Origin of the sequence: Mesorhizobium sp. ESP-6-2, from assembly GCF_020164675.1 — a bacterium.
In the GTDB taxonomy this organism is placed as follows: domain Bacteria; phylum Pseudomonadota; class Alphaproteobacteria; order Rhizobiales; family Rhizobiaceae; genus Mesorhizobium.
This window is the reverse complement of sequence record NZ_JAIUGT010000008.1, coordinates 153,178-177,684: the sequence shown is the minus strand read 5'-3', so window position 1 is coordinate 177,684 and position 24,507 is coordinate 153,178. Positions and strand designations below refer to the sequence as shown.

Annotated in this window: 20 protein-coding genes; 8 read left to right on the top strand and 12 right to left on the bottom strand. The window is 64.1% G+C overall.

Translation table 11 applies throughout. The annotated features are described in order from the left end of the window. Positions 1-135: 135 nt before the first annotated feature. The 3 genes from LB532_RS21235 to LB532_RS21225 all read left to right on the top strand — a co-directional run bounded on the left by LB532_RS21235 (position 136) and on the right by LB532_RS21225 (position 3,928). A complete protein-coding gene (locus LB532_RS21235; protein ID WP_140552395.1) occupies positions 136-1,092 on the top strand; it encodes a LysR substrate-binding domain-containing protein in 957 nt (318 codons plus the stop codon). A 76-nt stretch (positions 1,093-1,168) separates the two neighbouring features. Further along, complete coding sequence (gene xseA, locus LB532_RS21230) at positions 1,169-2,800, top strand: exodeoxyribonuclease VII large subunit (RefSeq protein WP_140642494.1); 1,632 nt, start codon at positions 1,169-1,171, stop codon at positions 2,798-2,800. Between the two features lie 9 nt (positions 2,801-2,809). Beyond that, entirely contained in the window at positions 2,810-3,928 is a 1,119-nt protein-coding gene (locus LB532_RS21225) for a P1 family peptidase (RefSeq protein ID WP_140642492.1), read from the top strand. 53 nt (positions 3,929-3,981) lie between these two features. Here LB532_RS21225 and LB532_RS21220 read toward each other — a convergent pair whose 3' ends face one another. The 3 genes from LB532_RS21220 to LB532_RS21210 form a co-directional block, all read right to left on the bottom strand. After that, positions 3,982-4,233 carry a DUF768 domain-containing protein gene (locus tag LB532_RS21220; RefSeq protein ID WP_140498383.1) on the bottom strand — a complete coding sequence of 84 codons (252 nt, stop codon included), beginning with the start codon at positions 4,231-4,233 and terminating at the stop codon, positions 3,982-3,984. Positions 4,234-4,640: 407 nt separating this feature from the next. Further along, positions 4,641-5,330: an SDR family NAD(P)-dependent oxidoreductase gene (locus tag LB532_RS21215; protein ID WP_140642490.1), complete on the bottom strand. Its 690-nt coding sequence runs from the start codon at positions 5,328-5,330 to the stop codon at positions 4,641-4,643. A 324-nt stretch (positions 5,331-5,654) separates the two neighbouring features. Beyond that, positions 5,655-6,674, bottom strand: a complete 1,020-nt coding sequence (locus LB532_RS21210; protein WP_140642489.1) for an isopenicillin N synthase family dioxygenase — start codon at positions 6,672-6,674, stop codon at positions 5,655-5,657. A gap of 373 nt (positions 6,675-7,047) precedes the next feature. Between LB532_RS21210 and LB532_RS21205 the strand changes: the two genes are divergently transcribed. Further along, complete coding sequence (locus LB532_RS21205; protein ID WP_140642487.1) at positions 7,048-8,904, top strand: ABC transporter ATP-binding protein; 1,857 nt, start codon at positions 7,048-7,050, stop codon at positions 8,902-8,904. Continuing rightward, positions 8,904-10,796 (top strand): ABC transporter ATP-binding protein, encoded by a 1,893-nt coding sequence (locus LB532_RS21200; protein WP_140642485.1) that lies wholly within the window; start codon positions 8,904-8,906, stop codon positions 10,794-10,796. Before LB532_RS21205 ends, LB532_RS21200 begins: the two co-directional genes overlap by 1 nt. A gap of 198 nt (positions 10,797-10,994) precedes the next feature. Here the strand turns inward: LB532_RS21200 and LB532_RS21195 are convergent, their stop codons facing one another. The 4 genes from LB532_RS21195 to LB532_RS21180 all read right to left on the bottom strand — a co-directional run bounded on the left by LB532_RS21195 (position 10,995) and on the right by LB532_RS21180 (position 15,971). Next, on the bottom strand, positions 10,995-13,274 hold the full coding sequence (locus LB532_RS21195) for a xanthine dehydrogenase family protein molybdopterin-binding subunit (protein ID WP_140642483.1): 2,280 nt from the start codon (positions 13,272-13,274) through the stop codon (positions 10,995-10,997). Between the two features lie 2 nt (positions 13,275-13,276). After that, positions 13,277-14,296 carry an FAD binding domain-containing protein gene (locus LB532_RS21190; RefSeq protein ID WP_140642481.1) on the bottom strand — a complete coding sequence of 340 codons (1,020 nt, stop codon included), beginning with the start codon at positions 14,294-14,296 and terminating at the stop codon, positions 13,277-13,279. Position 14,297: 1 nt separating this feature from the next. After that, on the bottom strand, positions 14,298-14,918 hold the full coding sequence (locus LB532_RS21185; RefSeq protein WP_140642479.1) for a (2Fe-2S)-binding protein: 621 nt from the start codon (positions 14,916-14,918) through the stop codon (positions 14,298-14,300). A gap of 219 nt (positions 14,919-15,137) precedes the next feature. Then, the gene (locus tag LB532_RS21180; protein WP_224557140.1) at positions 15,138-15,971 is read right to left on the bottom strand and encodes a 3-keto-5-aminohexanoate cleavage protein; all 834 of its coding nucleotides are present in this window, start codon (positions 15,969-15,971) and stop codon (positions 15,138-15,140) included. A gap of 80 nt (positions 15,972-16,051) precedes the next feature. On the opposite strand from LB532_RS21180, the gene LB532_RS21175 reads away from it, so the two are divergent. Next, on the top strand, positions 16,052-17,467 hold the full coding sequence (locus LB532_RS21175) for an amidase (RefSeq protein ID WP_140642475.1): 1,416 nt from the start codon (positions 16,052-16,054) through the stop codon (positions 17,465-17,467). 10 nt (positions 17,468-17,477) lie between these two features. On the opposite strand, the gene LB532_RS21170 is transcribed toward LB532_RS21175, so the two are convergent. The 5 genes from LB532_RS21170 to LB532_RS21150 form a co-directional block, all read right to left on the bottom strand. After that, a complete protein-coding gene (locus LB532_RS21170) occupies positions 17,478-18,239 on the bottom strand; it encodes an ABC transporter ATP-binding protein (protein WP_140642473.1) in 762 nt (253 codons plus the stop codon). Beyond that, the gene (locus tag LB532_RS21165; protein WP_140642472.1) at positions 18,236-18,991 is read right to left on the bottom strand and encodes an ABC transporter ATP-binding protein; all 756 of its coding nucleotides are present in this window, start codon (positions 18,989-18,991) and stop codon (positions 18,236-18,238) included. The genes LB532_RS21170 and LB532_RS21165 overlap by 4 nt, the downstream gene beginning before the upstream one ends. Next, entirely contained in the window at positions 18,981-19,961 is a 981-nt protein-coding gene (locus tag LB532_RS21160; RefSeq protein ID WP_224557137.1) for a branched-chain amino acid ABC transporter permease, read from the bottom strand. Before LB532_RS21160 ends, LB532_RS21165 begins: the two co-directional genes overlap by 11 nt. A gap of 10 nt (positions 19,962-19,971) precedes the next feature. Next, complete coding sequence (locus tag LB532_RS21155) at positions 19,972-20,871, bottom strand: branched-chain amino acid ABC transporter permease (protein WP_140642468.1); 900 nt, start codon at positions 20,869-20,871, stop codon at positions 19,972-19,974. 77 nt (positions 20,872-20,948) lie between these two features. Beyond that, entirely contained in the window at positions 20,949-22,178 is a 1,230-nt protein-coding gene (locus LB532_RS21150; RefSeq protein WP_140642466.1) for an ABC transporter substrate-binding protein, read from the bottom strand. Between the two features lie 107 nt (positions 22,179-22,285). On the opposite strand from LB532_RS21150, the gene LB532_RS21145 reads away from it, so the two are divergent. Continuing rightward, the gene (locus LB532_RS21145) at positions 22,286-23,170 is read left to right on the top strand and encodes a MurR/RpiR family transcriptional regulator (RefSeq protein ID WP_140642464.1); all 885 of its coding nucleotides are present in this window, start codon (positions 22,286-22,288) and stop codon (positions 23,168-23,170) included. Further along, a complete protein-coding gene (locus tag LB532_RS21140) occupies positions 23,167-24,498 on the top strand; it encodes an aspartate aminotransferase family protein (protein WP_140642462.1) in 1,332 nt (443 codons plus the stop codon). Before LB532_RS21145 ends, LB532_RS21140 begins: the two co-directional genes overlap by 4 nt. Positions 24,499-24,507: the final 9 nt, after the last annotated feature.

The window sequence follows — 24,507 nt, the reverse complement described above, 5'->3', positions numbered from 1 at the left end:
TGGCCCAGAACCGGTGTCCACTTTGGGCGACATGCATTGGTTTCATGTGGACAATGCCAATTTGCCACCACGCGATTGATTAATCCAACGAATGTTTCTAATCTTTAGCATCAACATCAATGATGGATTGAACCGATGAAAGCGCCGCTCGATCTCGATCAGTTGCAGACCTTCATCTCGATTGCCGATACCGGCAGTTTTACGCGTGCGGCCGAAGAGGTGCACCGCACCCAGTCGGCGGTGTCGATGCAGATGCGCCGGCTGGAGGAGCGGATCGGCAAGCCGCTGTTCGAAAAGGAAGGGCGCAGCAACCGACTGACAGAGGAAGGCGACAAGCTGCTTTCCTACGCAAGACGGCTGCTCTATCTCAACCGCGAAACGCTGGCCGCCTTCGACGACCGGCGGCTCGAAGGTACCATCCGCATCGGTACGCCGGACGACTACGCCGACCGTTTCCTGCCCGAGATCATGGCGCGCTTCACGCGTTCCAATCCACGCGTCGAACTGACCGTCGTCTGCGAACCGACGCCGGGGCTGGTCGAACACATCAAGCGCGGCAATCTCGACCTGGCGCTGGTGACGCATAATGACGTGCGCGGCCAGTCCGAGGTGGTGCGGCGCGAACCGCTGCTGTGGGTCACCTCGGCCAACCACGCCACGCACGAGCAGGAAACGCTGCCGATGGCCTTTGGCCGGCCAAACTGTATCTGGCGGCGCGCCGCCGTCGACGTGCTTGACCAGCAGAACCGCGACTACCGCATCCTGTTCACCAGTTTTTCCGCAACCGTCATCACCGCGGCGGTATTGTCGGGCCTGGCGATCTCGGTACTGCCGGAATGCGCTTTGCGGCCCGGCATGCGGGTGCTGGGCGAAGCCGACGGCTTCGGCGCCCTGCCCGACTGCCGCATCGGCATCATGCGCGGCCAGACCTCGCGGCCGGAGATCGTCGATGCGCTGGCCCGGCACATTTCGGAAAGCCTGGACAATATCTCGGTGCCGCTTGGCGAAGAGACGGGAACGTTCGATTTCGCGGCACTCGCCTTCAGCAAGATGCGGCGAACCAAGCCGAACCAGATCCTGCCGGGCTGGTAGACGATCAGACGCACCGAACGCTGAACCTGAAAACAGCCAGCTTGACGCCGGCGCGCAACCACCCCCCAATCGGCCGATGAGCGAAGCAGCATCCGAATCACGCAGCAACGCCACCGAATATACGGTGAGCGAAATATCAGGCGCCCTGAAGCGCACGGTAGAGGATGCCTTCGGCAATGTGCGGGTGCGCGGTGAAATCTCGGGTTATCGCGGGCCGCACTCCTCCGGCCATGCCTATTTCACGCTGAAGGACGACCGCGCGCGGCTCGACGCCGTGGTGTGGAAAGGCACGATGGGCCGGCTGAAATTCCGCCCCGAAGAAGGAATGGAGGTGATCGCCACCGGCAGGCTCACCACCTATCCCGGCAAATCCAACTACCAGATCGTCATCGACAATCTGGAACCGGCGGGCGCCGGAGCCTTGATGGCGCTGCTGGAGGAGCGCAAGCGCCGGCTGCAGGCCGAAGGCCTGTTCGATGCGGGCCGCAAGCGCTTGCTGCCTTTCATGCCGCGCGTCATCGGCGTCGTCACCTCGCCGACGGGTGCGGTCATCCGCGACATCATCCACCGGATCAAGGATCGTTTTCCGCTGCATGTGCTCGTCTGGCCGGTGCGGGTGCAAGGCGAAACCGCGGGCGCCGAAGTGACCACCGCCGTCAATGGCTTCAATGCGCTGGCATGGGACGGCGTCATCGAACGCCCGGACCTGCTGATCGTGGCGCGCGGCGGCGGCAGCCTCGAGGACCTGTGGGGCTTCAACGACGAGGCGCTGGCCCGCGCCGTCGCCGCCTCCGCCATTCCGGTGATCTCGGCCGTCGGCCACGAAACCGACTGGACGCTGATCGACCTCGTCGCGGATGTGAGGGCGCCGACGCCGACGGGGGCGGCCGAAATCGCCGTTCCGGTGAAGGCCGACCTCGAAGCGACGCTCGCCAGTCTCGGCGCACGGCTCAAGGCGGCGGTTTCGCGCAATTTCGAACGCAAGCGCCAGTCTGTCCGCGCGGCGGCACGTGCATTGCCCTCGCCCGATCAATTGCTGGCGCTGCCGCGGCGCCGCCTCGACGAGGCGACGAGCCGGCTCGGACGGGGCCTCATGGTTTCGACCGAGCGCAAGCGGGGACGCTTCCTTGCCCTGAAACTGACGCCGGCAATGCTGTCGCAGCGAATTGCCGAGGCGCGGCGGACCAACGAGCGCAATCTCCTGCGGGCACAGGGCGCGTTGCGCACGCTGACGAGAGCGCGGCGCGCGGAACTCAATCGCGCCGCCGATCAGTTGCCCAAATGCGCGCGGGCGTCGCTGCAGCGGCACCGGCAGCAATTGGCGGCGCTGCAGGGCCGCATCACCATAGAACCCACGGCGCGGCGGCAACGGACCCAAAGGGATTTCCTGACCGCGCTGACGCGGCGCAGCACGCGTGCGGCATCGCTGAGGCTGGAGCGGCTGCGCAGTCGCGTGGCCCAGGCCGACCGCTTGCTGGCGACGCTGTCGCACAAGGCCGTGCTGGCACGCGGCTTCGCCCTGGTGAAGGATGCCGACGGCGCCGTCGTCAAGCGTGCGGCGGAATTGTCGGCGGGCATGGCGCTGTCCCTGGAGTTCGCCGACGGCACGGCGGATGCGGTCGCGACCAGCGGCTCGGCGCGGCCACGACCGGCCGCCAAACCCGCGACCAAAGCCAAGGAGCCCGGCAGCCAGGGCTCCCTATTCTGAAGCCGTGACATGACAGACAATCCGCATCATCGGAAAACGCCCTCCGGCAAGCCGCGCGCGCGAAGCTTCGGCATCGGCTTCGACGGCACGCCCGGCCCGTTCAACGCGATCACCGACGTGCCCGGCGTGTCGGTCGGCTATTCCACGCTGATTTCAGGCGATGGGCCGCTCGTCGTAGGCCAGGGACCGGTGCGCACCGGCGTGACCGCGATCCTGCCAAGGCCGCGCAGCGCGCTCGCCACGCCAGTCTTTGCCGGCATCTTCAGCCAGAACGGCAATGGCGAACTGACCGGCTCGCATATCGTCGAGGAGACCGGCGCCTTCAACTTCCCGGTCACCGTCACCAACACGCATTCCTGCGGCGTTTCGCGCGACGGCACGCTGCGCTGGATGAGCCAGGTGCTGCCGGCCGCACTCGACAGCGGCTGGGGGCTGCCGGTGGCGGCGGAAACCTATGACGGCTTCCTCAACGACATCAACGGTCACCATGTGACATCAGGGCATGTTGCCGAGGCGCTCGATGGCGCCGCCAGCGGACCGATCGAGGAAGGCAGCGTCGGGGGCGGCACCGGCATGATCGCCTTCGGGTTCAAGGCCGGTTCGGGCACCGCGTCGCGCATCACCGAATGGCAAGGGCGCGCCTATACTGTCGGCGCCTTCGTGCAGGCGAATTTCGGCAAGCGGCGCAATTTCACGCTTCGAGGCCTGCGCGCCGGGCCGGACCTCGTCGAACCGGCGATCCGTGAAGGCACGCCACGCGCCGAAAAAGGTTCGATCATTGCCGTTATTGCCACCGACGCACCGTTCCTGCCGCATCAGATGAAGCGGCTGGCCCGCCGCGTGCCGCTCGGCGTCGCCATGACGGGCGGCTTCGGCTATCACAGTTCCGGCGACATCTTCCTCGCCTTCTCTACCGCCAATCCCGACGCGACCCTGGCCCCACCGGGCCGGATCGCTCGCGCCGAGTTCATCCCCGACACCGACATCGATCCGTTCTTCGATGCCGTGGTCCAGGGCGTCGAGGAAGCCGTCCTCAATGCGATGGTCGCCAACGAGGACATGACCGGGCGCGACGGCAATTTCGTGCCGGCGCTGCCGAAGGCGTGGCTGAAGGAGAAATTCGGCTGAGACAAACACGCGGACCGAATGGTCCGCGTACTCATACAGGTTTGCTTCTGAATTTATTCTGCGGCCTTGCTCGCTGCCTGCTGGTGCTCGTCGGCCTCGGCCGCTTCCTCGAGCCGGGAGGCAATGAGTTCCTGGATATCGCCGACTTCTTCCTGGATATCCTCCAGCGGTATGCCGACCTCGGCCGCCTTGGCAGCGCATTCCCTGGCCAGCGTTTCGGCCTGCTTCTCGATCCTGGCGTGGGACTGGCAATGGACTTTTTCGCCAATCCATCCCTGCAAGAATTCGATGGCGTGCTCACTCATATTGCTTTTCCCTGGCGGCGAAGCCGGTTGGTAATCATAAACGTCGGCATCCGGTGAAGGATGCATGTCCCCATTCCAGCCGAGTCGCCACCGGACGGCAAGCCGATGTCGTCCAAGGTCCACAGAGCCAAAGGAAATAGAGGATTGAAGAACATTTTCTGTTTCTGGGGGGCGGGTATCGTTTGGCGGGAATCCTGTCCCGCCTCGAGAGGCTGCTTCTACTTGCTTCTTACGGTTTTCAGGTCCGTTTGCATCTCAATGGCTGTCACAACAGCTGCCCGATGACGTTGCCGTTTCCAGGCACAGCCATCGAAGCCGCCGCTATATAGTGACATCCCCATGCAATGTCGACTCTCCCCGCCACCGTGCATGGAAGCCGCGCGAAAGCCGCATAGCTCGCCATGCGATCAGAAGGTCTCGACCCAAGGCCTGAGCTCCAGTTCCCAGGTCCAGGCACTGCGGTGCTGGCGATGGATGGAGAGATAGGCTTCTGCGATCGCGTCCGGCAATAGCCGCCGATCCTGAGGGTCGGGAGCCTCTCCCGGCGCGGTCGACGCAATGGCGCCATCGATGATGAAATGCGCGACATGGATGTTCTTGGGAGCCAGTTCCCGAGCCATGGATTGCGCCAGTCCACGCACGCCGAATTTAGGCATCGCGAAACCGGCCGAGCCGGCGAATCCCTTGACGCTTGCCGTCGCGCCCGTGAAGAAGATCGAGCCCGAGCCTTGCGAAAGCATCCGGCGGGCCGCCTGCTGGCCAACCAGGAAGCCGCCATAGGCCCCGACCAGCAAGGCCTGCCTGACAGCTTCGGGATCGAGCTCGGCGAGCGGCCCACGGGCGCGTCCACTGGCGTTGAAAACCACGAGCGACAACGGACCGGTCTCCTCGGCGACGTCAAACAGGCGCTGCACCGACGCGGCATCGGAGACATCTGTTGCCACGGCTTGGGCGCCGGTCTGCGCCAGCAACGGGTCGAGCTTCTCGACGTTGCGGGCGGCCAGCACGACACGAAAACCTTCCCTTGCGAGAAGGCGCGCAAGCGAGGCGCTCAATCCGGGTCCCGCTCCGGCAATGACGGCGACATTGGATGTCATGAGCATCTCTCTTTCGCGGTGGTGACTGGATTGGACAGGTTGCGCCTTCCCAAGTGGAACGCAAGAGAAAGCATTTCCAAGAAAATCGCGTGTCGTCGTGGCGCGCTTCCCAGGCCCCAAAAACTGCTCCCGGCAAAGAAAAATGGCCGGGCGCGAGGACGGCCCGGCCAGAAAGAAGGTCATAACCTTCAGAGGGGAACATCGTTCGGAGGAATGGAGGAAACCTCGAACGATAATTTTATCTTGAGCCCATTTTCGCGCGCTGGCGACGAATACGATCCTAAAATCGTGCTGTCCTACAAAAATTTCTACCTGCCGAATGGCTCAGCCTGCCGGGGTCTCGGCCTCAAGCAGATCGGCATAATGACGCCGCGCAACGTCGGGATGGGAGCGCAGCCTGCTCTTCAGCACATTGGTTCCGACATCGCGAAACAGCGGATTGTCGGGATCGCTGGCCGGCCCGCGCGCCTGCGCCGCCAGTTCCTCGGGAAGCTCCAGCAGCGGTATCGTGGCATCGAGCCTGGCGCTGAAGAAGAACGGCACCGAGATGCGTTCGACGCCGGCGGGCGGCGTCACGACTCGATGTATGGTGGCTTTCAAATAGCCGTTCGAGGCGAGCTCCAGCAGCTCGCCGATGTTGACGACGAGCGTTCCGGGAATCGGATCCACATCCACCCAGCTTCCGTCATAGTCGACCTGCAGCCCCTTGTTGTCATCCTGGAGCAGCAGCGTCAGGAAGCCACCATCCTTATGCGCCCCAACCCCCTGGTCGCCACCGGTCGCTTCGCGGCCGGGGTAACGCACAATCTTCATGCGATGATTGGGCTCGCCGCGATAGATCGGATCGAAAGCGTCCTCGGCCTGGTCGAGCGACAGCGCGAAGGCCTTGAGCAGGCGGATGGCCACGGCCGTCGCCTTGGCCTGCCAGGCCAGCAGCGCCGGCTTGAGCTCCGGCAATGCCAACGGCCACTGATTAGGGCCCTGCAGCCGCGTCCAGGCAGGAATCCCCGGACTTTGCGCGATGGACGGGCGTTCGACCCCGATGTCGAGCTGCTCGCGCCAGTCGGCCTTGCCCTTGGTCAGTTCACCGCCGGCGCGGGTATAACCTCGGAATTGCGAGGAATTGACCATCTCGATCGCCAGCTTGTCGGCTTCCGGCAGGGCAAAGAAAAGCCGCGAAGCGGCGAGTACCTCGCTGATGTCGGCCCATGGGATGCCGTGGCCCGCCAGATAGAAAAAACCGATGTCGCGCGACGCGGAGCGCAGATCCGCCAGAAACGTCCGGCGCTCCGACGCGCCTTGTTCGAGACGGCTCAGATCGAGCACGGGCACTATTCTGGGCATATCAGCTCCTTCCCGGGTTCTTTCCGGATGCTGCTTGAAAACTTCACCCGGAAAAACCGGGCCCGTGGATGTGCTGCTCCCTTTTCAGCGGACGAAGCCGCCATCGATGCCTCAAATCTCATGGAGTTAAGCTCGCCGGGAAAGGAACGATCGGCTTTTCGATGCGGCCGGGACGAACAATTTTTCTATTTGGGCGGGCAGCGTGATGATGAGCGCGATCATTGCGCGAAATACGGGCGTGTCATTTCAGGCACAGCGCGAAGCTGTCATTGGCCCTTGAACGGCCGCGTGGGAGGCGCGTAACATCACGCCACTTGAATTTGAGTCTGTTTCATTCGTCCGGGCTAAAGTCCGGATCGGTTTGGATAATTCCTTGAACACGCAAGCAATCGGCAGCGCGGCGGGGCGCGGCAAATCGTTTGCCCATGTGGCGCAAGCCTCCTGGGGCAAGGGCCTTGGCACCTTGCTGCGTATCATGCGCATGACGCTGCGCCATCCCTGGCAAGTCGCCATCACCATCGTCTCGACCTTCATCGCCGCGACGCTGCAGCTTTTCATTCCGCGCCTGCTGGGACGCGCCATCGACCAGGCGCAAGGCGTGGTGGCTGCCGGTGCAAATGCCGCGGCCGAGCAGGCGCTGTGGAATACGGCGCTGACGCTGCTCGTCGTCAGCATCCTGCGCGGCCTCTTCACCATGGCACAGAACTATTTTGGCGAGGCGGTCGGCCATCGGACCGGCTATGAGCTGCGCCTGGCATTCTACGAGAAGATCCAGCGACTGAGCTTCTCCTTCCACGACAAGGTCCACACCGGCGACCTCATCACGCTCGGGCTGCTCGACCTCGACGGCGTGCGCATGTTCTTTTCCACCGGCATACTGCGCGTCGTGCTGCTTGGCGTGCTGATCGGCGTCGGCGCCTATCTCTTGATCAGCACCGATCTCGTGCTCGGGCTCTTGAGCCTGAGCTTCGTGCCGTTCGTCGCCTGGCGGTCTTCGGTTACCCAGCTCAGGCTGCGCAGCACCTGGCTGATGCTGCAGGAGCGGCTGTCGGTGCTGAGCCGGGTGATGGACGAGAATCTCGGCGGCATCCGTGTGGTGCGCGCTTTCGCGGCGCAGAAGCACGAGATGGAAAAGTTCGACCGGGCCAAGCAGAACGCGCTGGACCTCGCCAATGAGCGCGTCGATATCCGCGTCAGCAACACCAGCGCCATGAATTTCTCGTTCCTGGCTGCCATGGGCCTCGTGCTGTGGTTTGGCGGCCAGAAGGTGATGGCAGGCCAGATCAGCGTCGGCACGCTGGCCCAGTTCCTCACCTTCATGACCATTTTGCAGATGCCGGTTCGCCAGCTCGGCCTGATGGTCAACTCCTTCGCGCGCGCTTCGACCTGCGGCACGCGGCTGTTCGAACTGCTCGACGCCGAACTCGACATCAAGGATGCGCCCGACGCCAAGGACCTCGTCATCAGTGACGGCGTGCTGCGCTTCGAGGATGTCGGCTTCCGCTATGAGGGTGCGGGCGAGCGTCCGACGCTTTCCGGCATTTCCTTCGAGGCCAGGTCCGGCAAGACGATCGGTATCGTCGGCCCGCCAGGCAGCGGCAAGTCGACCATCGCACACCTGATCCCGCGCTTCTACGACGTCACCTCGGGCGCTATCACCATCGACGGCCAGGACATCCGCGGCGTCACGCTGCAATCGCTGCGCAAGGCGGTCGGCGTGGTGCAGCAGGACGCATTCCTGTTCACGACCTCGATCGAGAACAACATCGCCTATGGCAATCCCTGGGCGCGGGAGACCCGCATCGGCCAAGCCGCAGAGTATGCCCAGCTGCACAATTACATCATCGGGCTTCCGGCGGGCTACACCACGGTCGTCGGCGAACGCGGGGCGTCGCTCTCCGGCGGCCAGCGCCAGCGCCTGACCATCGCGCGCAGCCTGATGCTGCGACCATCGGTGCTGGTTTTCGACGATTCGACGGCCGCGATCGATGCCGGCACCGAGCAGCGGATCCGGACGGCGATGAAGCGCTTTGCCAAGGACCGCGTGACGCTCATCATCTCGCACCGGCTGAGCTCGCTGATGCATGCAGACCATATCCTGTTCGTGGAAGGCGGCCGCATCGTCGAGCGCGGCACGCATGAGGAATTGCTGGCGCTCGGTGGCCGTTACCGCGCGCTCCACGACCTGCAGCTGCAGCCGGACGACGACCGGCTCGAGGGAGCCGCATGATGTCGACGCAGGACGATGACGAGAAGGAAGACAAAAGCGGGCGGCCGACAAAGGCGGTCGTCGGTTCGCACCGCGACGAGGAAGAGGTTTTCGGCAAAGCCTATGACCCGCGCATCGTGCGGCGCATCTGGAGCTTCGTGAGCCCGTATCAGGGGCGGATTTACATCTCGGTCGCGGCGGTGCTTGTGTTCACGCTGACGCAACTGGCGATCCCGCTGATCATCCGCTACGCGATCGACCATGGCATGGCGCCGGGCAGGCTCGACCGGTCGGTGATGATCTGGGCGACTGGCATCTTCGCCGTCATCATCCTCATCAACTATGCCGCCAGCCATGTGCAGGAAAGCGTCGTAGGCAAGGTGGCCGAGAACGTGCTGTCGGATCTGCGCCGCGCCATGTTCGGCCACCTCCAGCGTGTCTCGCTGAGCTTCATGGACAAGACCGAGGTAGGCCGCCTGATGTCGCGCCTGCAGGGCGACGTCAATTCGATGCAGGAGTTCCTCGAAACGTCGGTCATGTCGGTGGGCGATATCGTGCTGCTGTTCGGCATCGTCAGCGTGCTTTTGTGGCTCGATTTCCGGCTCGGGCTGCTGACGCTGTCGACCATGCCGATGCTGTTCATCGTGCGCCTGTTCTGGCTGCCACGCGCCAAGGTCGCCTTCATGGCGGCGCACGAAACGAATTCAATCGCCAACGGCGCGCTGGCCGAAGGCATTCACGGCGTGCGCACGGTACAGAGTCTCGAACGCCAGCACGTCAATTTCGACCTCTATGACGAGAAGGTGCTGTCCAATCTCAATGCGCATCTCAGGTCGGCGAAATACGCGCAGGTAATGGTGCCGATCGTCGACACGCTGACCGGCATCGCCATGGCCACGGTCATCGTCGTCGGCGGCTCCATGGTGCTCTCGCACGGTCTCGATGTCGGCATCATGGTGGCGTTCCTGTTCTATATCCAGCGCTTCTTCGACCCGATCCGCTCGCTCACCATGCAGTACAGCGTCATGCAGCGCGCCATGGCTTCGGGCCAGCGCATCTCCGAAGTGCTCGACGTGCCGGTGGAGGTCAGCGACAGGCAAGGCGCCATCGCGCTGTCGGGCGACATGGACGGCTCGGTCGAGTTCAGGAACGTCACCTTCGGGTACCGGCAGAACCAGCCGGTGCTGAAGAACATCTCCTTCCGCGTCAATCCGGGCGAGACCGTCGCCCTGGTCGGCCCGACCGGCTCGGGCAAGTCGAGCTCCATGGCGCTGGTCCACCGCTTCTACGATGTCTGGTCGGGCCAGGTGCTGGTCGGCGGGCATGACGTGCGCGACCTCACTCAGGACTCGCTCGGCGAGCAGGTGGCGATGGTGCTGCAGGAGCCGTTCCTGTTCTCCGGCACGGTGCTGGAGAACATCCGCTACCACAAGGCCGACGCCACCCGCGAAGAGGTGGTGCGCGCCGCGCAGGCCGTTGGCGCGCACGACTTCATCGAGGACCTGCCCGACGGCTACGACACCGAACTCGAGCAGCGCGGCGGCAATCTGTCGCTCGGCCAGCGCCAGTTGATCAGCTTCGCGCGGGCGCTGGTGGCCGATGCCAAGATCCTTGTCTTGGACGAAGCCACGGCCAGCATCGATTCCTACACCGAGATGCTGATCCAGAAGGCGCTGGTAAAACTGCTGGAGGGCCGCACCGGCCTGGTCATCGCCCACCGGCTGGCCACCATCCGCGGCGCCAACCGCATCATCGTGCTGCAGAACGGCGAGATCGTCGAAAGCGGCAATCACGACCAATTGATGCAAAGACAGGGCCTCTACGCCCGCCTCTACAACATGAACTACGCCTCGTTCGACGACATTTCGGAAGGCGAGATGGAAATGGACGTGGCCGTCGGCAAGGCGACGTGACCGCGCATTGACCCAACGCTGAGCGCTCTTACGGCCAGTTCCATCCGATGGGGCGGGAAGGATTCCGGCTGTTCCGGATCACCCTGGCACGAACAGTCGGATCTCCTGACGCATCGCATCCCGATCCACAAGGCAGTGAACTTGGACGGGGATAAATCCGTGCCTGTTGCGGCGGAGCAATCCTCATCGCCCCGGTCTTCAAACGATCAGATCGTCAATTCTGATCGGCAAGTCGCGGATCCGCTTGCCTGTCGCGTGGTAGACGGCGCTGGCGACGGCAGCGGCGGTACCGACATTGCCGAGTTCGCCCAGGCCCTTCACACCAGCCGGATTGACCTCATGGTCGATCTCCGGGACCAGTATCACCTCGAGATCCCTGATATCGGCATTCACTGGGACGAGATAATCCTGCAGGTCGCGGTTGACGTAGCGGGCATAGCGGGTGTCGATCTCGGTCGCCTCATGCAGGGCCTGGCCAATGCCCCAGATCATGCCTCCCATCAGCTGGCTGCGCGCGGTGCGCGTGTTCATGATGCGGCCGGCCGCGAACGCCCCGACGATGCGCGGCACACGGATTTCGCGCGTGTAGCTGTTGATGTGCACCTCCACGAATTCAGCCCCGAACGCATATTTCACCGAATCCGCATCGGACTCGCCGCCGTGGAATTCCGACTGGCCGGCATAGAGCTTCTTGAGCGCTTCGGGGGTCGAGCCCTTCGGCGCGAATTCGGCATATTCCTCGATAGCGCCTACCTGCATGGCCTTGAATATGTCGGCAGTGCTTGCCGATGCCCCGCCCTTGGTGAGAATCCGTCCCTCGTGGAGGTCCAGCTCCTCATTGTGCGAGCCTGCAAGAGGGCCACCCTCCGCTACCGCTGCCGCGAACAATTTCGTGCGCACAGCATCACACGCCTTGAGCACGGCCGAACAGACGCTGGCAGTGGATATCGAACCTCCCGATACCGGTGCCGGCGGCAAGGCACTGTCGCCCATCTCGACGGCGACCTTGCCGATGTCGACACCGAGGCGTTCCGCCGCCATCTGGCCGGCAACGGTTCGCACACCGGTGCCGATTTCATGCGAGCCGCACTGCACGCGCACGTCTCCTTCCGACGTCAGGCGCACGCGGGCCGCGCATGGCGCGGCCGCGGTCGGGTAGACTGCCGTCGCGCATCCCATGCCGACGAGCCAGTCGCCGTCACGCATCGAGCCGACTTTCGCATCCCGTCTCGTCCAGCCGAAGGCATCGGCGGCCTGATCGTAGCATTTCATCAGCGACCGGCTGGAGAACGGCTTGCCGCCGATCGGCTCCTTCTGGGGCTCGTTGGTCCGGCGAAATTCGACCGGATCCATGCCGAGCGCGACGGCCATCTCGTCCATGGCGTTCTCGAGCGCATAGACGTAGGGCGTCTCGGGCGGCGAGCGCATATAACCGGGCGTGTTGCGATCCGCCTGAACGAGCGAGACATGCGTCAGCACCGAGCCATAGGCATACATGCGACCGGTGGCCGAAGTCCCGCCGACGACATAGGGATCGGGCCTGGAGGTCACCTCCCAGCCTTCATGGCCGAAAGCAGTGATGCGGCCGTCCTTGCCGGCGCCGATGCGGATGCGGTGCCGGGTTTCGGCCCGATAGGTCTGGGTGCCGAACGCCTGCATGCGGCTGACCACACAGCGCACCGGCCGGCCAAGCCGCCTGGCGGCCACAGCCACGATGGCCGTTCGCGCCGTCATCGGCCCCTTCGAGCCGAACGCGCCGCCTACGTTAGGGCAGACGATGCGCACATTCGCGGGGTCGAGCCTCAATTGCCGCGCCAACTCGACCTTCCAGCCGGTCACGTTCTGGGAGGGCTCGTAAACGGTCAGCTGGTCGCCTTGCCAAACAGCGGTGGTCGAGAACAGCTCTATCGGGTTGTGATGCTGGGTCGGCGTCGAATACCGCGCATCGATCTTCACCGGGGCCAATTCATAAGCGGCATCGAAGTCGCCGGCCTTGACGTCCTCCTTGAACAACGGGCTTTTGCCGGCGGCGTCGATAGTCTTTGTCCCCGGCATGTCGAAACTGGCAGTCGGTTTTTCCTCGGTATAGTCCGCGCGGATTCTTTGCGCCGCCTCCTCGGCCGCCTCGAAGGTCTCGGCGACCACCAGCGCAATGATCTGACCGTCGTGGAAGATCGCCTTGTCATGCAGCGGCCCGATAGAACTCGCGCCGGTGTTTCCGAATTTCGGCGCCTCGACCTTGTCGAGGTCGCCATAGGTGACGATGTCGAGGACGCCGGGCACCAAGCGCGCGTCATCCAGGTAAAGCCTGGCGACCTTGCCCCTGGCGATGCTGCTCGTCGCGAGCACGGCGTGCGCAATGTTGGCGGCCGGGAGATCCGCCGCATATTCGGCCTGACCGGTCACTTTCAGCCGCGCATCGATACGCGGCAGCGGCTGTCCCATATTTTCCTTCGGCTGTGGAGCGGCGACGTTCATGATCACACCTTCATGTCACGGGTTTCGAGCAGCCCCCTGATCAAGGTTCGCTTGCCGAGTTCTATCTTGAATGCGTTGTGCCGACGCGGCTGGGCCTCGGCGAACGCGGCTTCGGCCGCCTCGGCCGCCGCTGCCTCGTCGAGCACCTTGCCGCGCAGGATCTCCTCCGCCGCTCTTGCCCGCCAGGGTACGGTGGCCACGCCGCCAAGCGCGATGCGCGCCTCGTTCACGGTCTCGCCGTCGAGGTCGAGGGCGACCGCGGCCGATGCAAGGGCGAACGCGTAGGATTGCCGATCGCGGATCTTGAGATAGCGCGAGCGCCTGGTCCATGCGCCGGCGGGCACCTCTATGGCGGTGACGATCTCGTCGGGTGCCAGGTCGGTCTCGATGTGAGGGCTGTCCTCGGGCAGGCGATGCAGGCTGGCAAACGGAATCTTTCGCCGCCCGCTATGCCCCTGTACATGAACCGTGGCGTCAAGCGCGATCAGGGCCTGGGCAAAATCACCGTGATAGGTGGCGATGCAGTTCTCACTGGTCCCCAGCACGGCATGCTGGCGGTTGAATCCTTCCATCGCGGCGCAGCCCGAGCCTGGCTCGCGCTTGTTGCATGGCCATGAGGTTTCGCGGAAATATTCGCAGCGGGTCCGCTGCAGGATGTTGCCGGCAAGACTTGCCATGTTGCGCAGCTGGCCGCTTGCCGCCAGTTGCAGGCTTTCCGCGATCACCGGATACCGACGCTTGATCTCGGCATTCTCGGCCGCGTCGCCCATCCGCACAAGAGCGCCAAGGCGCAGACCCTCACCACCGGTCTCGATACGCCGCAGTGCCGGTTCGGAGAGACCGTTCAGATCGAGCAAGCGTTCCGGCCGGGCGACGCCGAGTTTCATATAATCGGCGAGATTGGTGCCGCCGGCGATGAACTGCGCGGGGGCTTGCGTCGGCGGATGCGTGGTGGCCGAGCGCGAGGCGACGGCGACCGCCGCGGAGAGGCTGGCGGGCCTCTCATAGACGAAAGGATGCATCTCAGGCTCTCCTGATCTGGTCGCGGGCCTGTACAATTGCCGCGACGATGTTCGGGTATGCCGCGCATCGGCAAAGATTGCCGCTCATATATTCGCGAACGTCGTCCTCCGAACCGGCATGTCCCTCGTCGACGCAGCCGATCGCGGACATGATCTGGCCGGGCGTGCAATAGCCGCACTGGAACGCGTCGTGATCGATGAAGGCCTGCTGCATCGGATGCAGGCCGCCATCCGTCGACGCCAACCCTTCGACGGTGGTTACCGCCTTGCCTTCATTCATCACCGCGAAGCTGAGGCAGGAGAGCACGCGATGACCATCGACGAGCACCGTACAGGCACCGCATTGGCCATGGTCGCAGCCTTTCTTCGTGCCCGTCAGGCCGACATGGTCGCGCAAGGCGTCGAGCAGGCTGGTTCGGCTGTCGAGCGCCAGATTGTACGGCTGCTTGTTGATGGTGAGTGTCGTCATGACAGGCTCGTTTGGCTTGGCGGCAGCAGACGCTGGCTCCTCGGACCTGGCGGTCGAGGCCAGAAGCGGAGTCACCGCAGCTGCGGAAACGGTCGCGGTCATGAAGCTTCGTCTGCTGAGACCGGAGGAATTTGGGGGAACATGCTCGGACATCGCTGGCTCCGTCGCTGGCTACGTCGCGACCAAACCTCTTATTGGGGCCATTGTTCCGGGCCATCCGCGATAAAACGCAAAAGGAAGACGGCTCGCAAGGCAAGCCGCCCGGTTTGGATGCAGGATCGGAGCGCTTCGTTCGAGACCGTCCCGTCCTTCCGTGGCGAATTTGCAGAACTCTCGGCGTGCGGCCGATCCCCTAACAAGGCGCGCGGGCCGTCACTGCTGGCGGGCAATTCCGAGAATATCAAGCGCCTGCGCGGCAGAAGCTATCGGGCGTCCCGTGCGACCGGCGGCATCGACGATCGCCGCGACCCGTTCGGCATTGTCGCGGGCGAGGCTGCCATCGGCGTGCCAGAGAGAGTTCTCGAAGCCGACCCGCACGTGCCCTCCCGCCGCGATCGCCGCCGTCAGCGCCAAGGTCTCGCCCCGTCCGAAGGCGCAGACCGACCATACGGCGCCTTCAAGACCATGCGCGTCGAGCCCTTCAAGGAAGACATCGAGGTCTTCGGGCCGGCTTTCCTGATCGGCGGCATAGCGCCCAAGGACGAACAGCAGCCGCGGGCTTGTGGGCTCCGTCAGAATGCCTCGCCGCCGCAGATCGATGAAACGGTCGAGATCGGCTCGATCATAGAGAATGTGCTGGACCGAGATGCCTTCCCGGCCGGCCCATGCGAAGAAGCGGGCCGGCTCCGCCTCGCCATCGCTGACTATCTCACGCAAGCCGATCGAGACGGAAACCGGATGAAGCGCCCGAACAAGATCCATCTGTTCGCGTGGCGAATAGAGCCCGACCGCTTCGGTCGTGATCTGGATCGCCATGACGCCCTGCGTCCGCTCCCGGATCGCCGCGATGGCATCCCGGTAAAGCGCGGCGTCAAGCGTGTGCCGGCCTGAAGCATCGCGGACATGCACATGGATGGCGGCGGCGCCGGCAACGAGACACTGCCTCGCCGTTTCGGCAAGTTCGTCGGCGGTCATCGGCAGTCCCGGATGATCGGCCTTCGTTCTGCGCGCTCCGTTCGGCGCAACCATGATCAGCAACGGCTTCAATTTCATCTCCAGGCCCAATTGGCTCTCCCGCAAGCTGGTTTTCCATGCTTCATTTCACCGACTCGCACAGGTAGGACAGCATGAACGCCACCGCCCAAGGGATTTCCGCCTTCGCCACCGCCGCCGAACTCGGCCGCGCGCTCGCGGACGGCAGCACATCTTCGACCGAAATCGTCCGGCGCGCACTGGATCGTGTCGGCGTTCATGACAATTCGCTGCATGCGTTCGTCCGGCTGTTTCCCGAAGCTGCGCTCCAGGCCGCCGGGGAAGCCGACGAGCGTCGCCGTCGAGGCGCCTCGAAAGGGCCGCTGGACGGTATCCCTTTCGCGGCCAAGGATCTGCTTGACGTCGAAGGCTATCCGACCCTGGCTGGTTCGAAAGCGCTTCCCGGCGAACCCGCAACCGCCACGGCAACGGCAATCGAACGCCTTGTCGCGGCCGGGATGATCCTGCTGGGCAAGGTCCACACCGTGGAATTTGCTTTCGGCAGTTGGGGGACCAACCCGGTCGCCGGTACGCCCCTGAACCCGCGTGACAGCGCCACCCCGCGCGCGCCGGGCGGATCGTCGAGCGGTTCGGGCGTGGCCGTCGCCGCCGGACTGGTGCCGGTTGCGCTCGGCACCGACACTACGGGCTCCATCCGCAATCCGTCCGCCATGTGCGGTATCGTGGGCCTGAAGACGTCCTTCGGCCTTGTCGGGCGCGGCGGCTTGCTGCCGCTTGCCATGTCCTTCGACAGCATCGGTCCCATGACCCGGTCGGTGGAGGATGCAGCCCTTCTGCTGGCCGCGCTCGAGGGTCCCGATCCCGGCGATCCGGCCACCTTTGGCGTGGCGCCGACCTCGCCGCTCGACGGGCTCGAGCGGAGCATATCGGGCGTTCGCCTGCGCATCCCCTCGGCCGCGGACCTTGCCGGTGTAGACCCCGGCATACTGGGCCGCTTCGACTCCACCGTCGCCGAACTGGAGGCGCTCGGTGCCAATGTCGATCGGATGCCGATGCCGCAATCTTACGACACCTACAAGGCCCTGGCCGGCGACATCATGGCCGTCGAAGCCTGGCATCATCTCGGCCGTTACGTGGAACCCGCGGGCAGCATCGTCGGCACGGCGATCCGCATGCGGGTTCTCAAGGGCAGGGAAATCGGCCTTGCGGCTTATCACGAGTTGATTGCAAGGCGCCGGGCCGCGCAGATCCAGTTTCATCGCGATCTCGAGGGCGCCGATGCGTTCCTGACGCCGACGGCGCCGATTACCGCGCCGCCATTGTCCGACATCGATGAGACAACGACCCCGCTTGGGACGTTTACCCGCATGGTGAACCTCCTCGACATGGCGGCGCTCAGCGTCCCCATCGGTCTCGTCGATGGTCTGCCCGCAGGATTGCAGATCGCGGTTCGCCGCTTCCAGGATCCGCTGGCGCTGAGGATCGGGCGGGCGCTTGAGATCCGGCGCCGCGGCCTGTTCGAACAGCCGCCGGGCTACGCCACGCCGTAAGCTGCCCCGTTCATTCACCGCTCGCATACAGCCAACGTGCGACAAGAGCGTCGGTGTCGGCACCGAAATCCGCGCGCGCGCCTTCGGAAAAAACCGTGCCGTTCTTGACCACATAGACGTAGTCGGTGATGGCAAGCGCTGCGCGAATATCCTGGTCGACCAGCAGCACCGCCTTGCCGAGTTCGTGGGCAAGATCGCGGACGATATCGTAGATCGTCTCGCTGGTCTGCGGATCGACCCCGGCGGTCGGTTCGTCGATCAGATAGACCGACGGATCGGCCATCAGGCTGCGTGCGATCTCGACCTGTCGCTGCTGCCCCCCCGAGAGCTGGCCGGCAGGCTGCGCGCGTTTCTCGCGAACGACGGGAAATCGCTCATAGACATGTTCCAGTTTCTCGGTCAGCACCGTCTTCTTCGGCCTTGCATGCCAGAGACCGAGTTTCAGGTTCGATTCGACCGAGAGATGAGGAAAGAGGCTCGGCCGCTGCGGCAGGTAGGCCAGGCCAAGGCCCAGCATCCGGAAGGGCGGGTTTCCGGTGATGTCCACGTCTCGCAGAAGCACCCGGCCGGCACTCGGTTTCAGAAAGCCGAACAACGCCTTGAGAAGCGTCGACTTGCCCGTGCCGTTCGGCCCGACCACACAGGAAATGCGGCCAGGCCAGGCCCTGACCGAAACGTCGCGCAATATGTCGATGTCGCGCGTATAGCCGGCGACAAGGTTCTCGCAGGCGACCAGCGGCGGAGTCGACGCCAGGGCAGCGGATTCCATCATTGTGCTTCCCGATGCGTTGCGCGGGATCCCGTATAGGCGTGCACGACCTCGGGATTGCGCAGCACCTCGGCGACCGCGCCGTCGGCGATCTTGCGCCCCCGCGCCATAACCATGACGCGCGTTACGACCGACTGGATGGCCTCGAGGTTGTGATCGACAACGACGATGGTGTGACCGTCGCGATTGAGGCTCCTTATGTGCTCGATGATCTCCTCCAGCAGGCGCGGGTGGACGCCGGCGAAGGGCTCGTCCAGAAGCAGCAGTCTCGGTTTGAGCATCAGCGCCCGGCCAAGTTCCAGCAGCTTCTGCTGGCCCCCCGAAAGCGCTCTTGCATAGCTGTCGGCGAGATGATCAAGCCTCAGGAAAGCAAGAACCCCACGGGCGCGCTCCTCTGCCGCGGCGCGCCGTTCAGCCGGGTCGGAAAGCGCCGGCACGATCAGGTTTTCCAGCACGGTCATGCGGCGGAACAGGCGGGGAACCTGAAAAGTACGGGCAACACCGCGGCGCGCGAAAAGATTAGCCGGCGAGCGCGCCATGTCGGTGCCCTCGACGAGGATGGCACCGCCGTCGGGTTTGAGCGCGCCCGTCACCATGTTGATGGTGGTCGTCTTTCCCGAGCCGTTGGGACCGATCAACCCGACAATTTCGCCGCGGGCCAAGGCAAAGGATAAGCCTTCGACGGCATGGATGCCGCCGAAATGCTTGGCAAGACCACTGACCGAGAAAAAGCTGGTGTCCCTTTCAACCGGCATGGGGTTCCTCGGTGGTAGCGGCAGGAACAGGCGCTTGCTCCCGCGGCCGTGCGCGGAAACGCGCCCAGTTTTCAACCATCGGATACAGGCCGTTCTGCGCGAAGCGTTGCACCAGGATAAGCGCCAGGCCCATCAGCACGAAACGCCATTCGCCGTAGGACCGCAGCGTCTCGGAAAGCAGGAAAACGACGACTGCGCCGACCACGGCGCCGGGCAGGCTTTCGATACCGCCGATCACCGCCATCGCGATGACCAGACCCATCTCCGGAAGGATAGCCATGTTGGGCGTCAGGATGCCGATGAAGTGGCCGTAATAAATGCCGGCTATCGCCGCGATCACGCTGGTCACCACGAAGACGAGGATCTTGTAGCGCGTGATATCGACCCCGCTGGCGCGCGCGGCGCCCTCGTCTTCCCGGATGGCACGCAGAAAAAGACCGACGCGGGTCGCCAATAAGGCGTTCATTCCCAATACCGCCAGGACGACGAGCGCAAGGCCGAGATAATAATAGGGCAGGTCCGATCGACCGGAAAAGAGGCCTGGTACCGGCAAGCCCAGCATGCCGCGTGTGATGTCTTCCTCCGCGACCAGCACGAGGCGGAAGATTTCCGAAATGGCAAGCGTGAAGAGGGCCAGATAAGGCCCGGAAAGCCTCAGCACGAGCGCGCCGATCAGGGCGCCCGCCACGACGGCAAGAGCGATGGCGGCAAGAATGGCGAGCGGCAGGGGCATGCCGATCTGACCAACGAACAAGGCCGAGGCATATCCGCCCAGCGCGGCAAAAGCCACATGGGCGAAGGAGAACTGACCGGCGAACCCGGCAAGCAGCGCCCAGCTCGCGGCAAGCAGCGCATAGTACCAGGCGATGGCGCCGACGTGGGTCCAGTACGGCCCGACGCCGAGCGGCACCAGCAACGCCACCACGAACAGAATCGCCTGGGCCGATTGCGAGAATGTTGGACGGATCATTGCCGTGATCCTATTCCAGCCGCAGATGCGAGCGGCCGAACAAGCCGGTCGGCCGGAAGAGCAACGCAATGACGAGCAGCAGCGCTCCGAACGCCTGCGTATAGGCAAGCGCGCGATTGGGGTCCGGCAGATAGCCGACACCCAGCCCTTGCACCAGGCCGAGCAGGATGCCGCCGGTAATGCTTCCGCCGACGGAACCCATGCCGCCGAGGACGATGATGATGAAGGCCTGCACGGCAGGCAACTCACCCATCGAAGGCGACAGGGCGAAGATCGGCGCGATCAACGCCCCTGCCCCGCCAGCAAGTGCCGAGCCGATGCCGAAGGCGATGGTGTACATGCGGCGCGGATCGATACCGATGACCGCGGCGGATTCGCGGCTCTGGCTCACCGCATCGAGCGCCTGGCCGAGCGAGGTGCGCTTCAGGAAAAACGTCAGACCGACAAGCAGGACGACGGCAGCGACCGCAGCGATCAGCCGGTCGTAAGGCAGGATCAACGGACCGAGGATCAGCGCTCCCGTCATAAAGGACGGCGGCGCCTTGGCGAATGGGCCGAAGACGACGAGGCCGAGATTGGTGATCAGAATGGTGAGACCGAACGTGACGATAATGGCGTATTCGTCCTTGCGCTCGACCTTGTCGGTATACATCGGCGCTATGACGAGCCTCTCGAAGAGCACGCCGAAGATGAACAGGGCCACCATCGCGCCGGCGACACCGACAAGCGGCGGCGCATGGAACCAGCCAATGATGTAGTAGGACGCATAGCCGCCCAGCATATAGAGCGATCCGTGGCCGAAATTGACGACCTTCAGCACCGAGAAGACCAAAGTGAGCCCCGCCGCCGTCAGCGCGAAAATGAGGCCGATGACCAGGCCGTTGACGGCCAGGAGGAGGAAATAGCTCATGGGTTCACATCACCTCGTTGTCGGCCGCCTGTCCAGCGAAGCGGCCGCCGGCGGCCATGGAGCCGCCGGCGTGCCGTTCATTTGCCGGGCATGACCTTGTCGGTGGTGGCCCACTTCTTCGGATAGACGATCGCAGCGTCCTCCGGCGCCTGGTTCACGGCCGTGTATTGAATGATCGTGAACGGCACGTCGACGAACTGATGGAAAGCCCAGTCGGGCGATTTGGTGGTCGGGAAGGTGTAGGTGGCGTTCACCCCTTCATATTTGATCTCTTCCAGTGCCTTCACGATCGCCGCGCGGTCGGCCGAGCCTGCCTTCTTGATCGCCTCGACGACGACACCGAACGTGTCATAGGCCTCCATGGCCACGCCGGTCGGTGCCCTGTTGTAGCGTTCTGTGAACGCCTTCACGAATGCCTTGGCCTTGTCGTTCCATTGCGACTTGGGCTGCGCGACGTTGACGATGAGAAGATTGTTGGCGCATTCGCCGTCGACTTCCCACACTTCCTTTTGCAGCAGACCCGAGGAGCCGATGAGGGCCGTGTCGGCGGTCGGTGCGAGGCCGAGCTGGCAGGCCTGCTTGACGAGCTGGTATTGTGCCTGTCCGGCGATTACCATCTGGATCGCATCGGGCCTCGGGCTCTGGTTCATCAGGCGCAGCAGCGCGGGCGTGAAATCCTGCTGGTTGAGGTCGATCGTCGCCAGCGTATAGGGGACGTTCTTGGCCTTCAGCTCATCGGCGATGACCTTGGCCCCGCCTTGGCCGAAATCCGTGTTTTCGGCGATGATGGCGATGTTCTTGAAACCTTGCTCGACCGTCCAGTCGGCTGCCTTGACGTAAACGAGCGAGTTGGCCGGAGCGAGACGATAGACTTCCGGATACTGCTTGGCCGTGATGGCATCCGCCCATACATCGGTACCGACCCAGGCGACGCCGTATTTGTGCGCCTCCTCGATTTCGGCGAGAGCGACCGAGGAATGGAATTCGCCGAAGATCGCGGCGACGTTGTCCTTGGTGATGAGCCGAACCGCTGCCGCGCTGCCGTCGGCCGGCTGCCCTTTGGTGTCCTCGTAACTCACCTTCAGCTGACGGCCGAGAACGCCGCCGGCCTTGTTGACCTCGTCAACGCCGAGCTGCACCGCCCATTGCATCTCCTGGCCGCCGGAATAATTGCCGGGCGGCGACAGCGGGCCCACCCAACCCAGCGCGATCGGATCCTCGGCCAGAGCCGGTGCGGCAGCGAACGGCAAGGAAGCCAGCGCGAGTGCCGCCAGCGCTCCCAAATGACTGGATATGGTCTGTTTCATGCGAATTTCCCCTGTTCTTGTTTTCTGATTGAATGAAACACTACGCTCATTTCTGGCAGATTGAAATATTCATTGCAGCTCGTCAACGGTCGGCGTAAATTCGCCCCATGTTGGAACCCGCCTTCCGCTCGCGCCTGCTCGAGAGTTTCGAGACGATGCCGCGCCAGCTTCGCGCGGCGGCGCAATGGGTGCTCGACAATCCGCGTGACGTTGCCCTCCTGTCGATGCGCGTCCAGGCGCAGCGCGCCGGGGTGACCCCGGCATCGATGACGCGGCTTGCACAGCGCATGGGCTTCGACGGCTACGATAGTCTGCGCGACCTCTACGCCGAGCAACTTCGCCGCGGCGAGAAGGAGTTTTTGGGCAAGGCCGAAGCCTTGATGGCGCGGCGCAAGCGCGGAGGAGACGGCGCGCTGGCCTTCGAGCTGGCCGAAACGCTCGAGCGCCATATGGCGAAGCTTTGCGATCCGGCGACGCTGGAGGCGGTGACCCGGGCGGCCGCGGTGCTGGCAGGCGCCAAGCGCATCTATGCGCTGGGCTATCGGTCGAGCTACCCCGTCGCTTGCCATTTCGCCTACGTCTATGGTCTCGCCGGGGGCGCGGTGCGTCTGCTTGACGGGGTCGGCGGAACCGGACCTGATCCTTTGTGGGAAGCTGGAGCGGGCGACGTGCTTTTGGCGATCAGCGTCAAGCCCTATACGCGCGCCGCCGTCGAACTCGTCGATTATGCACGCAGCCGTGCGCTCGAAATCGTGGCGATTACCGACAGCGTCGTCTCTCCGCTCGTTAACCGGGCGGGCGCCGTCATCATCGTGCCGACCGAGAGCCCGTCGTTTTTCCACACCATGGCGCCGGCCTTTGCCATCGCCGAAACGCTGGCCGCGATCCTGGCCGCCGCCGCCGGCGATCGCGCGCTGGCCGCCATGCGCGACGTCGAACGTCAGTTCGATACCCTTTCCACCCATATCTACGAAACCAGGCAACGGTCATGACGCATATCCTCCATCGCCAGATCCACCACGATTATCCCGTTGCCGTCAGCGGCGATGGCGTCACCGTCATCGACAGCAAGGGACGCCGCTATATCGACGCCTCCGGCGGCGCGGCCGTCTCATGCCTTGGCCATCAGCATCCGGCTGTTCTTGCCGCGATGCATGCCGAACTCGACCGGCTCGCCTATGCGCATAGCAGCTTCTTCACCACCCGGCCGGCGGAGGAACTGGCGGACGAACTTGCCGCTCACGCGCCGGGCGATCTTCATCACGTCTATTTCGTCTCCGGTGGATCGGAAGGCATCGAGACCGCCCTGAAGATGGCGCGGCAATATTTCGTCGAGCGCGGCGAGCCGCAGCGCCGCCGCTTCGTGGCCCGTCAGCAGAGCTATCACGGCAATACGCTGGGCGCGCTTTCGGTGGGAGGCAACGCCTGGCGCAAAGCGCCGTTCGAGCCCATGCTGATCGAAAACCATCATGTCGAACCATGCTATGCCTATCGGCATCAGCGGCCGGATGAAGGCAGCGAGGCCTACGGCCTGCGCGCCGCCGATGCGCTTGAAACGAAGCTGCAGGAACTCGGGCCGGAAACGGTCATCGCCTTTGTCGCAGAGACCGTGGTTGGAGCGACCCTCGGCGCCGTGCCACCCGCACCCGGTTATTTCAGGCGCATCCGCGAGATTTGCGATCGCCACGGTGTGCTGCTCATCCTCGACGAAGTCATGTGCGGCATGGGTCGCACCGGAACACTGCATGCCTGCGAGCAGGAAGGCATCGCTCCCGACATCATGGTGGTCGCCAAAGGGCTCGGCGGCGGCTACGCCCCGCTCGGGGCGGTGCTGGCGTCCGAGCGGATATTCGATGCCTTTTCGCAAGGCAGCGATTTCCAGCACGGTCACACCTATATCGGTCATCCACTCACCTGCGCGGCCGGCCTCGCCGTCCAGCGGGTCATCGAGCGTGATGGTCTGCTTGCCAATGTCGCGGCACGAGGCACCACGCTCGAACGGCGGCTGCGCGAGCGCTTCGGCAACCATCACCATGTCGGAGACATTCGCGGGCGCGGCCTCTTCCAGGGCATCGAACTTGTCGCGGATCGCTCGGCCAAGGCCCCGTTCGATCCGCGCCTGAAGGTCCATGCCCGGATAAAATCGGAAGCGATGCAGCGGGGGTTGATGGTTTATCCCATGGGCGGCACCGTCGATGGGCGGGCTGGCGATCACGTCCTGCTCGCACCGCCATTCATCGTCGACGATGGCACGGTCGACATCATCGTCGACCGTTTGGGCGACGCCGTCGATGCCGCTATCGGCAGCATTGCCATCTAGCGCACGAGA